Raw genomic sequence first — 13,192 nt, forward strand, 5'->3', positions numbered from 1 at the left:
AGAATAATATACACCAATAAACTAAACGCTCTGGTGTTCTAATCCCGAAGATTACAAAACTGTAAATGAAGCCTAACTCTTGGCGGAGGATGTTTATCTTCACGATTTGCTCGACGTGAGAACAGTTGACCACAAAAAACACTCAATGCTGCAATTGAAAGGAATAAAAAGAAAAAGGGCTCAATAACCGCAGGACTTAATGTCAATAATGATTTCGCACTCAACTCACAAGTAGAAAGATGAGAGCCTTTCTCAACAGACTGTTCCGTTTGAAAAATAATCGATGGGGAATAAGTTTGCATTTGCATCACAGTCGGTTGAGACAAAAAATGGGCGAAAAGGCGCTCTCCGACGGCTCTTTGATTCATACAAAGTAACACCATCAGACAGGCGAATAACACTAATCCTTTGCCTAATTTAAGTTGCCTGTTCATGCTTGTCTCTATTTATACTCGCCATACTTCTCGTTGCAGCGCCTTTGGTTAAGGCATCAGTGATTACGTTCACTCGCACCAGTCACATACTTATGTATGCCCCTAGCAGCTTATTCACTTGTCGACTAGCTGCACTTCGAATTATTTAAAGTATATTCATCCTGAATATATACGACTAAAGTGATGACCAATTTGCTAAAGGTTACATCTTACACAGCAAATAATGTGGTACAAGTAGCATCATCTAACTTTACAAAACCTCATCATATTTATTTTATCTTTTTCTGAAAAATTTGGTACGTAATATGCATTATCCCTTCTAGATATCAGAAATTAGAATTGTTTTCACTATTAAGGTGCATGAATATCCGTTTTCAGGCGTGTTTTCCCCGTATTAGTGCAACAAATTAGGAACTGCCCAAATAATATGCGAGACAGCTCCCGATTTTGAAACAATTCATTTTCATTATGTAACATTTTTCTTTAGTTTTTAACAATAATAAAACATACAGCGAATGATCGCGTACTCAATCGAATCGTCGAGACATCCGCCAGCACACGAACACAACAAAAACGAGACAGAACCCGATCTCAAAAAGGAGTTGTAATTATGCGTATGAGCAAGATTGTACTATCTATGATGGTGTTAGGTGCTACCTGTGCTGTTCAAGCTGAAGAACTAACAGGCACGCTGAAAAAAATTAATGACAACGGCGTGATCGTTGTCGGGCATCGTGAGTCATCTGTTCCATTTTCTTATTACGACAATAACCAAAAAGTGGTTGGCTACTCTCAAGATTACTCCAACGAAATCGTTGATGCTGTTAAAAAGAAACTGAATAAACCGAATCTTGAAGTTAAATTAATTCCTATCACATCGCAAAACCGTATCCCTTTACTGCAAAACGGTACCTATGACTTTGAGTGCGGTTCAACCACCAATAACTTAGAAAGACAAAAACAAGCCGCTTTCTCCAATACCATTTTCGTTGTAGGTACTCGCCTTCTGACTAAAAATGACTCTGGTGTTAAAGACTTTGCCGATTTAGCGGGTAAAAACGTGGTTGTTACATCAGGTACGACTTCAGAAGTTCTCTTGAATAAACTGAATGATGAAAAGAACATGAAAATGCGCATTATCAGTGCAAAAGATCATGGCGATTCATTCCGTACTCTTGAATCAGGTCGTGCGGTTGCCTTTATGATGGATGATGCATTATTAGCGGGCGAACGTGCTAAAGCGAAGAAACCTGATATTTGGGAAATCGTTGGTAAGCCACAAACTGAAGAAGCATACGGCTGTATGCTACGTAAAGATGATCCTGAATTCAAAGCATTGGTTGATGACACTATCGCTAAAGCACAAACATCAGGAACCGCAGAGAAATCCTTTGATCGCTGGTTTAACCAACCTATTCCACCAAAAAATCTTAACTTAAAATTTACCTTGTCAGATGAAATGAAAACACTATTTAAATCACCAAATGACAAAGCGCTTAACTAATTAAATAAAAAGACAAACAGGGTGTTACTGAAGTGAGAACTGCAAGGCGGTCGTTCCCCGCTTTGCATCTTCTTACCAGTAGTAGGGTCAATTTAATTGCCCACAGGAAGTAGAATTATGTCAATTGATTGGAATTGGGGGATTTTCCTACAGGAAGCCCCGTTTGGGAATACCACCTATTTAGGGTGGCTAATATCTGGCTTAGAAGTTACCGTCGCACTTTCCATCTGCGCTTGGATCATTGCTTTTCTCGTTGGCTCATTTTTCGGCATCCTACGAACAGTTCCCAATCGCTTTCTGGCGATGATAGGAACGGTATATGTTGAATTATTCCGTAACGTACCTTTGATCGTGCAGTTTTTTACATGGTATTTAGTGATCCCCGAACTGTTACCGCAACCAATCGGCGACTGGTTTAAAATGGATTTGGATCCTAATTATCAATTCTTTATTTCTTCAACACTGTGCCTCGGTTTATTTACCGCTGCTCGAATGACGGAGCAAGTGAGAGCCGCGATTCAATCCCTGCCTAGAGGGCAAAAAAGTGCAGGCTTAGCCATGGGGCTAACGCTGCCACAAACCTATCGTTATGTACTGCTGCCCAATGCTTACAGGGTCATTTTGCCACCAATGACATCTGAAATGCTCAATTTAGTCAAAAACTCAGCCATTGCATCAACCATTGGGTTGGTTGATATGGCGGCACAAGCAGGAAAATTACTCGATTATTCAGCGCATGCTTGGGAATCATTCACAGCCATTACAGTCGCCTACGTCGGTATTAATCTGGTGATTATGTTATTAATGAGCTTACTTGAACGTAAAGTTCGCTTACCCGGCACATTAGGAGGGCGATAATATGTTCTATGATTTCGATTGGAGCTCGATTGCCCCAAGTTGGCCATTCTTACTCGATGGGTTAGTGGTTACCGCTAAAATTACCATTACGGCTATCGTAGTTGGGATCCTGTGGGGAACGGTCCTCGCAGTAATGCGCTTATCAACATTTAAACCAATCAGCTGGTTTGCTGCCCTGTACGTCAATACTTTCCGCTCTATTCCATTAGTCATGGTGTTGTTGTGGTTCTATCTGATTGTGCCTAACTTAGTCCAAAATGTTCTAGGCTTATCACCAAAAAGTGATATCCGTTTAATTTCAGCAATGATAGCCTTCTCGCTTTTTGAAGCGGCGTATTACTCTGAAATTATTCGAGCGGGTATTCAAAGTATCTCTCGAGGCCAAGCCTCTGCGGCACTGGCTCTCGGTATGACGCAAATGCAAACAATGAGACTAGTTGTTTTACCTCAAGCCTTTAAGGCCATGGTTCCCCTGTTATTAACACAAGGCATTGTGCTATTTCAGGATTCATCATTAGTCTATGTACTAAGCCTGACCGACTTCTTCCGCACCGCAACCAACATCGGTGAACGTGACGGTACACAAGTAGAGATGATATTGTTTGCTGGTTTCGTGTATTTTATTATCAGTTTCGGCGCTTCCATGCTGGTGAATTATCTTAAGAAAAGGACTGTTTCATGATTACCCTGAAAAATATATCCAAATGGTATGGCCAGTTTCAGGTACTCACTGACTGCACAACTGAAGTCAAAAAAGGCGAAGTCGTCGTTGTCTGTGGGCCATCGGGCTCTGGTAAATCCACACTAATAAAAACAGTGAATGGCCTTGAACCCGTTCAACAGGGTGAAATTTTTGTAAACGGTATCCAAGTCAACGATAAAAAAACCGATTTGGCAAAACTTCGTTCTAAAGTTGGTATGGTGTTTCAACACTTTGAGTTGTTCCCTCATCTATCGATTATTGAGAATTTAACCCTTGCACAAATCAAGGTATTAAATCGCAACAAAAAAGAAGCGGAAACAAAAGGGTTAAAATTACTCGAGCGTGTTGGGCTATCCAGTCATGCCAATAAGTTTCCATCTCAACTCTCTGGGGGCCAACAGCAGCGTGTTGCTATCGCTCGTGCTTTGTGTATGGATCCTGTTGCGATGTTGTTTGATGAGCCAACATCCGCACTTGACCCTGAAATGATCAATGAAGTTCTGGATGTTATGGTGGAGTTAGCCAATGAAGGCATGACGATGATGGTTGTGACGCATGAGATGGGCTTCGCTAAAAAAGTCGCCAATCGCGTGATCTTTATGGATGAAGGCAAAATTGTCGAAGACAGTAAAAAAGAAGATTTCTTCGCTAACCCACAATCAGATAGAGCAAAAGATTTCCTTGCTAAGATCCTGCATTAATACTGAGCTTAATTATCACTAAATAGTGCTATAAGGCGACCTCAATTTTTGTTTAATTGAAGTCGCCTCAACAAACATTCATTGTTAACGCCTCTATTCCACTAATATCTTCATTTTTTTCAGTAAAATGCTATCAATCCTCACGTTTTTTGGTTAAGTTGTGGGGTTATCAGACTAAAGATTCTGACTCCGTTCCCTGAAACGATACCCAGCTTCCCCCACCGGTTCAGCTAATCAACTATTGTTGTTTTAGGGCAGGATCCGCTATGCTATGCGGATCTAAATTCGAGAAAGTCATTAACGCTACTGAGTAGCATTTATTCACCATAGGATTATCGGTGCCATGCAAGAACAATATCGTCCAGAAGATATAGAGCCTAAAGTACAGCGTCACTGGGATGACAAATCCACATTCAAAGTGATAGAAGACAACAGCAAAGAGAAATACTACTGCCTGTCCATGCTACCTTACCCTTCTGGTCGACTACACATGGGTCACGTGCGTAACTACACTATGGGTGATGTGATCTCCCGTTATCAGCGTTTATTAGGCAAAAACGTCCTACAGCCGATTGGTTGGGATGCTTTTGGTTTACCTGCTGAAGGGGCTGCGGTTAAGAACAATACCGCTCCCGCGCCGTGGACTTATGCCAATATTGAATACATGAAAGGCCAACTGAGAATGTTAGGCTTTGGTTATGATTGGGATCGTGAAGTCACCACTTGTACTCCTGAGTACTATCGTTGGGAACAATGGTTCTTCACAAAACTGTATGAAAAAGGCTTAGTTTACAAAAAAACCTCTGCGGTAAACTGGTGCCCACACGATCTAACCGTATTGGCTAACGAACAAGTTATCGATGGTTGCTGCTGGCGTTGTGATACACCAGTAGAGCGCAAAGAAATCCCTCAGTGGTTTATTAAAATCACCGATTACGCAGAAGAATTACTTAACGACCTCGACACCTTGGATGATTGGCCTGAGCAGGTCAAAACCATGCAGCGTAACTGGATTGGTCGTTCTGAAGGGGTTGAAATCACCTTTGATGTTGCTGATCGTAGTGACCAATTAACCGTATACACAACACGCCCAGACACCTTTATGGGAGCAACTTATGTTGCCGTTGCTGCGGGTCATCCACTGGCGCAAGAAGCTGCCGAGAAAAACGCTGCATTAGCTGATTTTATTGAAGAGTGCCGTAGCACTAAAACAGCAGAAGCTGATATGGCAACGATGGATAAAAAAGGCATGGCAACTGGCTTTTACGTTATCCATCCACTAACTCAAGAAAAATTACCTATTTGGGTCGCTAACTTTGTTTTGATGGAATACGGCACCGGCGCAGTTATGGCTGTTCCTGCTCACGACCAACGTGACTGGGAATTTGCCCACAAATATAACTTGCCATTAAAAGCGGTTATTGCAGATGCTGAAGGTAATACGCCGGATATTTCTCAAGAAGCAATGACTGAGAAATTTGCACTGATTAACTCAGGTGAATTCAGCGGATTAGACAATGCAGCAGGCTTTAATGCGATTGCTGATAAATTGGTTGCTATCGGTGCCGGTAAACGCAAAGTCAATTACCGTTTACGTGACTGGGGTGTGTCTCGTCAGCGTTATTGGGGTGCACCAATTCCAATGGCAACATTGGAAGATGGTACTGTTGTACCGGTTCCTGAAGATCAACTGCCAGTAATTCTACCTGAAGATGTTGTTATGGATGGTATTACTAGCCCAATTAAAGCCGATCCTGAGTGGGCGAAAACCACTATCAACGGTCAGCCAGCACTGCGTGAAACAGATACCTTTGACACCTTTATGGAGTCTTCTTGGTATTATGCACGCTACACTTGCCCACAATATGATGAAGGCATGTTAGATCCAGCTGCGGCAAACTATTGGCTGCCAGTTGACCAATACATTGGTGGTATTGAGCACGCTATCATGCACTTAATGTATTTCCGTTTCTTCCATAAATTAATGCGTGATGCAGGTTTAGTGAATTCAGATGAACCCGCTAAACGTTTACTGTGCCAAGGCATGGTACTGGCTGATGCCTTCTACTACACTGGCAGTGACGGTCAGCGTGTTTGGGTTTCACCAGCAGATGCTATCGTTGAGCGTGATGAGAAGAGCCGTATAATCAAAGCCGTTGATAACGAAGGACATGAGCTGGTGTATACCGGTATGAGCAAAATGTCTAAGTCCAAAAACAACGGTATTGACCCACAATTGATGGTGGAAAAATACGGTGCTGATACTGTGCGCCTGTTTATGATGTTCGCTGCTCCGCCAGAACTGACTCTTGAATGGCAAGAGTCCAGCGTTGAAGGTGCAAACCGCTTTGTTCGCCGTGTATGGCGTACCGTGCATGAGCATACCCAAAAAGGCGCGACCCAGCCACTGGATATCAGTGCACTAACGGCTGAACAAAAAGATTTACGTCGTGATCTGCATAAAACTATTGCTAAAGTCACTGATGACTTTGCTCGTCGTTATGCATTTAACACTGCTATCGCTGCCATCATGGAGTTCATGAACAAGTTAGTGCGTGCGCCACAAGAGACTGAGCAAGATCGTGCGTTAGTACAAGAGTCGCTTGAAGCAATCACATTGATGCTGTCACCAATCATCCCACACGCTTGTTTTGAAATGTGGAAAGCATTAGGCCACACTGATGATATCGATTTTGCTAGCTGGCCGGTTGCTGATGAAAAAGCCATGATTGACGACACCAAATTAGTGGTCATCCAAGTCAACGGTAAAGTCCGTGGTCGTATCACAGTACCTGCTGACGCTGTTCAAGATTATGTTCTAGATATGGCATCACAAGAAGGTAGTGTTTCAAAATACCTTGAGGACGTCACTATTCGTAAAGTGATTTATGTACCAGGTAAGTTACTGAACTTAGTTGTTGGCTGATAAGGAGGCCAGGTGCGCTATCTGATAACATTATTACTGAGCTTGTCGGTGCTAGTCACCGCAGGCTGCGGTTTTCGCCTTCAAGGAACGACGCAAATTCCTGATGAACTGAAAACATTACAGTTAAGTTCTAATGCACCTTATAGCGCTCTCACCAGAGCCGTTAGGGAGCAACTCAGGCTAAATAACGTCACAATACTCGAAAACGGTAAACCTGATATCCCAATTTTAAAAATTACGGGTTCATCAGAAACGACAGAAACTGTGTCGATTTACCAAGATGGTAAGGCGGCAGAGAAGCAATTAACATTTGTGCTCAATGCACAGGTATTAATGCCTAATGGTTCTATTTACCCACTACAAAGCCAAGTAGAGCGCACTTTCTTCGATAACCCATTAGAAGCACTTGCAAAAGATGCTGAAAATGAACTGGTTAAACAAGAAATGCGTGAACAAGCGGCACGTATATTAGTGCGTAAATTACTGATTGTTCACACCGCTGAGCTTGAAAAAGCGAATGCGGCGGCAGCTGCCCCTACTGTTGAGCAATAATGACCCGTATCTATCCCGAACAGCTGGCCTCTCAGTTACAAGAGTCTCTGAAAGGCCGCTATCTAATATGGGGCAATGAGCCCCTATTAATCCAAGAAAGCCAAGACGCCATTCGAAAAATAGCGCAAACCCACGGGTTTGAAGAGCACTATACTTTTTCACTTGAATCAAATACCGATTGGGATGAAATTTTTAGTCTCTGTCAGGCGTTAAGCCTTTTTGCAAGCCGCCAATCACTGACTTTGATTTTGCCAGATAATGGGCCAAATGCGGCAATGGCAGAAAAGCTCACTCAATTATCTGGCTTACTACACCCTGATATTTTATTACTGCTACGTGGGCACAAGCTTACTAAAGCACAAGAAAACAGTGCTTGGTTTAAAGCAATCAGCGCTGAAAGCGTGTATATCAGTTGTTTAACACCTGAATACCAGCGTCTACCTCAATGGGTTGCTAAACGCGCCCGTAGCATGAACTTAACTTTAGAGACTGAAGCCAATCAGTTACTTTGTTACTGCTATGAAGGAAACTTACTTGGCTTAGCACAAGCACTTGAGCGGTTATCGCTACTCTACCCTGATGGTAAACTCACTCATCCAAGGGTTGAGTCAGCGGTTAATGATGCAGCCCATTTTACCCCTTATCATTGGGTAGATGCTATGTTGGCAGGGAAATCTCGCCGTGCATGGCATATCTTAGAACAGTTGCAACATGAAGATACTGAAGCGGTTATTTTACTACGTTCAATTCAACGTGAATTAATGTTACTGCTAACGTTAAAACGCCAATCCGTCACCACACCATTAAAATCTCTGTTTGATCAACACAAAGTTTGGCAAAATCGTCGACCGCTGCTGACCGAAGCATTACAGCGCCTCAGCCTGCATCAATTACAGTCAGCACTTTTGTTACTGACTCAAGCAGAATTGCATGCTAAACAAGATTTTAGCCATTCAGTATGGCCAGATCTGCAATCTCTATCTATGTTAATATGTACCAAATCCTTACCTGAGAGTTTTATTCATGACCTTTAAGCCCAAAGGACTTCAAGCGTTATTTGGTGGGACATTTGACCCAATACACTATGGCCATCTACGCCCTGTAGAAGCACTGGCAAAACAAGTTGGTTTAGAAAAAGTTATTCTCTTACCCAACCATGTACCGCCTCACAGGCCTCAGCCTGAAGCCAGTCCAGCTCAGCGCTTGGAAATGGTGCGTTTGGCGATCCAAGACAACCCGTTATTTACTATCGATACGCGAGAGCTTGAGCGTAACAGCCCTTCTTATACTATCGAAACATTAACAGCATTGCGTAAAGAAATGGGCTCTGATCAGCCTTTAGCCTTTATTATTGGTCAAGACTCTTTGCTTTCGATTAATACGTGGAATGGATGGGAGCAGCTATTAGATAACTGCCATTTGTTAGTCTGTTCACGCCCAGGCTACGCAACTAATTTCACCGATCCGCAGATGCAAGCATGGCTAGCTAAACACAAAACGGACGATCCCAGCCAGCTCAGCCAAGCACCTAACGGTTATATCTTTCTTGGCGATACACCGTTGGTCGATATTTCCGCCACTGAAATCCGTAAAAGCCTCAACTCAGGCAGTTTAAGTGATGATCTTATTCCACCTTCAGTGATGGCGTATATTAAGCAGCAACATCTCTATCATAGCTGAAGTAATGCCCTAACTTTTTGGCATTCAGGATAAGGCGATAAATAAAATTGCTCACTAATATAATTATCAGGATATTCAGTGAGCAATTGCAATATCATCGATAACGGATTATTGATGGATAAATAACCCAGCAAGTAATCATTAATCAACCAGCCCAAACGCGTTTTTTCATCTTTAGTGGCTTTATGTTTGAAGTAACCTTGAATGTGCTGGATAGCATTAACGTGTAATTTACGCGTCGGTGTTTGGCTTAAAATAGCCAATACTTTTTCCTGATATTTTTTATAAAAATCACGCAAATCATAGCTTTGATTAACACTCGCCACCATTTTCCCCGTTGCTTGGTAGACTAGAGGCGAATAGGCCATTAATAAATATTTGAGCTTACTGTGAAACTGAATAATGCGATGATGGGTTAAATCATTAGCTAATATATCAAACCGGTACTTGGTATATAACTGAATAAAGAAACGGTCTAAATGCTCAATATCTTGCCACTCACTCGACGTTAAAATGGCTGTTTTAACATCGAGTTTTTCTATTAATTGAGCTCTTAAGCTGTCCTCACAAATCACACCATCGCACTCAAAGACCAAGCCTGTTATTTCTGGTTGTAAGATGAAATGAGCATGTTGTGAGGTGGCTTGTACAATGTCATCTATGGGATATTTAACATCACCAATGATAGCAATATTGAATTGTGTCCGTTCCATATTTTGCGCCTTAAATTTATTGCTGATTAATAACTGTTAATCAGTTTCTATCACTTTGTAAAGTTTGTACAAGTTTCTTGCCCTGAGCGTCAGTTATTCATATAAATCATTCACCTTGAGGAATATAAAATAATTTAGCCGATTTTTCTAAAAATCTAGGGTAAAATGGCCTAGCCTTAATCGGTATATACTCTAAATAATTCGAGGTGCAGCTAGGCGACAAGTGAACGAATCGCTAGGAGCATAGAAAACTATGTGACTAGTGTGAGTGAGTGCAGTCAACAACGCTGCAACTTGAAGTATGACGAGTATATTATCAATAGTGTTTAACGACGTTACATCCACCAAGCCTCAAGATATATTCATTTTTAATTGGCTGGGTATAATTAGAATAAAGGTGAACCTTTTGCAAGGAACTGAACTCCAACAATTTATTGTCAATCAGCTTGATGATGCAAAAGCTGAAGACATCATTTCGATAGATGTTCATGGGAAATCAAGTATTACTGACCAAATGATCATCTGTACAGGGACATCAAGCCGCCACTTAATGTCAGTTGCGGATCGCTTGATTGAAGCTTGCCGTAAAAATGGGCTACACCCACTCGGTGTTGAAGGCCAAGGGGTTTCCGATTGGATTGTTGTCGATCTTGGTGAAGCCATCGTTCATATCATGCAGGATGAAAGTCGTCGCATGTATGAACTCGAAAAACTCTGGAGCTGAGTTTGAAATTACAACTCATCGCCGTAGGAACAAAAATGCCGGACTGGGTTCAGACCGGCTTTATGGATTACCTTCACCGCTTCCCAAAAGATATGCCATTTGAACTGATTGAAGTTCCAGCTGGGAAACGTGGAAAAAATGCAGATATAAAACGCATTCTCGAAAAAGAAGGTGAGCTGATGCTAGCAGCTGTTGGCAAAGGCAACCGGATCGTTACATTGGATATACCCGGTGAGCGTTGGGATACCCCAAAACTTGCCAACCAACTTGAAAGCTGGAAACAAGATGGTCGCAACGTCAGCCTACTGATTGGAGGCCCTGAAGGGCTCGCTCCTGCTTGTAAAGATGCAGCCATGCAGAGTTGGTCACTATCTCCACTGACACTGCCCCACCCTCTAGTCAGAGTGCTGGTTGCAGAGAGTCTTTATCGGGCGTGGAGTATTACGACTAACCACCCTTATCATAGGGAATAGTCAGTTTTTAATATGTTCATTATGGCAGTGGGATGAAAAATCAACGCACCCCTTTTCGCGACCATACAGCTGAATCAATGTTATTTATACGCCGAGCCCTTATTGCGTTTGGCGTTATCGTATTGCTATCAGCCCTTCTTGTAACGAACCTTTATCACTTACAAGTTGTTCGCCATGAAGATTATCAAACAAGATCGAATGATAATCGAATCAAACTCGTGCCCATTGCCCCAAGTCGGGGAATTATCTATGATCGTAATGGTACTCAACTGGCGTTAAATAGTACGTTTTACCAACTGGAAATCGTGCCTGAAAAAGTTGAAAACCTGCAAGATACCCTCGATAAATTACGCGATGTCATTGGTTTAACCGATGAAGACATTGCCAATTTTGAAAAAGAGCGTAAACGTTCGCGCCGATTTACCTCTATCGCCCTAAAAACCCAGCTAGACGAAGTGCAGGTCGCTCGCTTTGCGGTAAACCAATACCGCTTCCCTGGACTCGAAGTCAAAAGCTATCAACGCCGCTCATACCCTTATGGCTCTGCATTGACTCATGTTATTGGCTACGTTGCTAAAATTAACGATAAAGATGTTGAACGCCTCGACAAAGAAGGGTTACTACCTAACTACGCCGCAAGCCATGATATTGGTAAGTTAGGTATCGAACGCTACTATGAAGATGTTTTACATGGCAAAACTGGCTATGAAGAGGTTGAAGTCAACAGCCGTGGTCGAGTGATTCGCCAATTACATGAGCAGCCGCCACAAGCAGGTCGTGATATCTACCTGACTATCGATCTTGAGCTACAAACCTATATTGAAAAGTTATTGACCACCAGCCGAGCGGCTGTCGTGGTGACGGACCCTCGCAACGGTGAAATTTTAGCTCTGGTATCGAATCCAAGTTATGACTCAAACTTATTTGTTAACGGTATCTCGAACAAAGATTATCAGGCGTTATTGAATAACCCTGATCGACCGTTAATCAACCGAACAACTCAGGGCCTCTACCCGCCGGCTTCAACCGTAAAACCATTTATTTCAGTTGCAGCGCTAAGTGAAAAAGTCATCACACCAGCAACGACAATTTTTGACCCAGGCTGGTGGCAATTACCCGGCTCTGAAAAACGTTATCGTGACTGGAAACGTTGGGGGCACGGTAAGTTAAATGTGCTTAAATCTATCATCGAGTCTGCGGATACCTTCTTCTATCAAGTCGCCTATGACATGGGTATCGATAGACTATCCGATTGGATGACAAAATTTGGTTTTGGTGACTACACTGGTATTGATCTTGCTGAAGAACGTTCTGGGATCATGCCAACCCGTGAATGGAAACAGAAACGTTATAAAAAACCTTGGTATCAAGGGGATACCATCCCTGTTGGCATCGGGCAAGGCTATTGGACTGCAACCCCAATTCAGATGTCAAAAGCCTTAATGACATTAATCAATGATGGCCAAGTAAAAACACCACACCTGTTATATGGTACCAAATTGGGCAATGCAATGGTGCCTTATGAAGATAAAGGAACCACCCAAATTGGCGATATTCATTCTGGCTACTGGGAGATTGCCAAACAAGGTATGTATGGTGTAGCTAATGCGCCAAATGGTACGGGACGACGTAGTTTTATTGGTACGCCTTATAAAGCGGCGGCAAAATCGGGAACAGCTCAGGTATTTAGTTATGAAACCTATAATGCAAGCAAACTGGCCGAGCACTTACGTGATCATAAGTTAATGATTGCTTATGCACCTTATGATAAACCTACCGTTGCCGTGGCGATTATTTTAGAGAATGGCGGCGCAGGCCCCGCCGTAGGTGATCTTGTTAGGCAAATATTTGACCATGTCCTGTTAGGTGATAATAAAACCCAAGTGAATAGCACAGCGGTAAGTTCTGAGGAAGATCGATAACA

The 13,192-nt window shown here is 42.5% G+C and carries 13 protein-coding genes; 11 read left to right on the forward strand and 2 right to left on the reverse strand.

The window, feature by feature from the left end; genetic code table 11:
* Positions 1 to 38: 38 nt before the first annotated feature.
* Complete coding sequence (locus tag AC3Z9T_RS07215; protein ID WP_490125512.1) at positions 39 to 434, reverse strand: metal resistance protein; 396 nt, start codon at positions 432 to 434, stop codon at positions 39 to 41.
* A gap of 610 nt (positions 435 to 1,044) precedes the next feature.
* Between AC3Z9T_RS07215 and AC3Z9T_RS07220 the strand changes: the two genes are divergently transcribed.
* The 8 genes from AC3Z9T_RS07220 (at position 1,045) to nadD (ending at position 9,358) form a co-directional block, all read left to right on the forward strand.
* Entirely contained in the window at positions 1,045 to 1,938 is an 894-nt protein-coding gene (locus AC3Z9T_RS07220) for an amino acid ABC transporter substrate-binding protein (RefSeq protein ID WP_490125513.1), read from the forward strand.
* 117 nt (positions 1,939 to 2,055) lie between these two features.
* Entirely contained in the window at positions 2,056 to 2,796 is a 741-nt protein-coding gene (locus AC3Z9T_RS07225) for an amino acid ABC transporter permease (protein WP_490125514.1), read from the forward strand.
* 1 nt (position 2,797) lies between these two features.
* A complete protein-coding gene (gltK, locus tag AC3Z9T_RS07230; protein ID WP_490125515.1) occupies positions 2,798 to 3,478 on the forward strand; it encodes a glutamate/aspartate ABC transporter permease GltK in 681 nt (226 codons plus the stop codon).
* On the forward strand, positions 3,475 to 4,200 hold the full coding sequence (locus tag AC3Z9T_RS07235) for an amino acid ABC transporter ATP-binding protein (protein WP_490125516.1): 726 nt from the start codon (positions 3,475 to 3,477) through the stop codon (positions 4,198 to 4,200). Before gltK ends, AC3Z9T_RS07235 begins: the two co-directional genes overlap by 4 nt.
* 343 nt (positions 4,201 to 4,543) lie before the next feature.
* Positions 4,544 to 7,126 carry a leucine--tRNA ligase gene (leuS, locus tag AC3Z9T_RS07240; RefSeq protein ID WP_490125517.1) on the forward strand — a complete coding sequence of 861 codons (2,583 nt, stop codon included), beginning with the start codon at positions 4,544 to 4,546 and terminating at the stop codon, positions 7,124 to 7,126.
* Between the two features lie 12 nt (positions 7,127 to 7,138).
* Positions 7,139 to 7,678: an LPS assembly lipoprotein LptE gene (lptE, locus tag AC3Z9T_RS07245; RefSeq protein WP_490125518.1), complete on the forward strand. Its 540-nt coding sequence runs from the start codon at positions 7,139 to 7,141 to the stop codon at positions 7,676 to 7,678.
* Positions 7,678 to 8,712 (forward strand): DNA polymerase III subunit delta, encoded by a 1,035-nt coding sequence (holA, locus tag AC3Z9T_RS07250; RefSeq protein WP_490125519.1) that lies wholly within the window; start codon positions 7,678 to 7,680, stop codon positions 8,710 to 8,712. The genes lptE and holA overlap by 1 nt, the downstream gene beginning before the upstream one ends.
* Positions 8,702 to 9,358: a nicotinate-nucleotide adenylyltransferase gene (gene nadD, locus AC3Z9T_RS07255; RefSeq protein ID WP_490125520.1), complete on the forward strand. Its 657-nt coding sequence runs from the start codon at positions 8,702 to 8,704 to the stop codon at positions 9,356 to 9,358. The genes holA and nadD overlap by 11 nt, the downstream gene beginning before the upstream one ends.
* On the opposite strand, the gene AC3Z9T_RS07260 is transcribed toward nadD, so the two are convergent.
* Positions 9,349 to 10,071 carry a DUF1722 domain-containing protein gene (locus AC3Z9T_RS07260; protein ID WP_490125521.1) on the reverse strand — a complete coding sequence of 241 codons (723 nt, stop codon included), beginning with the start codon at positions 10,069 to 10,071 and terminating at the stop codon, positions 9,349 to 9,351. The two genes, nadD and AC3Z9T_RS07260, sit on opposite strands and share 10 nt — an antisense overlap.
* Positions 10,072 to 10,468: 397 nt before the next feature.
* Between AC3Z9T_RS07260 and rsfS the strand changes: the two genes are divergently transcribed.
* The 3 genes from rsfS to mrdA are packed head-to-tail and all read left to right on the forward strand — an operon-like array spanning position 10,469 to position 13,190.
* Complete coding sequence (gene rsfS / locus AC3Z9T_RS07265) at positions 10,469 to 10,795, forward strand: ribosome silencing factor (protein WP_490125522.1); 327 nt, start codon at positions 10,469 to 10,471, stop codon at positions 10,793 to 10,795.
* Between the two features lie 2 nt (positions 10,796 to 10,797).
* On the forward strand, positions 10,798 to 11,268 hold the full coding sequence (gene rlmH, locus AC3Z9T_RS07270) for a 23S rRNA (pseudouridine(1915)-N(3))-methyltransferase RlmH (RefSeq protein WP_490125523.1): 471 nt from the start codon (positions 10,798 to 10,800) through the stop codon (positions 11,266 to 11,268).
* A gap of 32 nt (positions 11,269 to 11,300) precedes the next feature.
* On the forward strand, positions 11,301 to 13,190 hold the full coding sequence (gene mrdA / locus AC3Z9T_RS07275) for a peptidoglycan DD-transpeptidase MrdA (protein ID WP_490125524.1): 1,890 nt from the start codon (positions 11,301 to 11,303) through the stop codon (positions 13,188 to 13,190).
* Positions 13,191 to 13,192: the final 2 nt, after the last annotated feature.

Source organism: Providencia sp. 6390 (genome assembly GCF_058148425.1).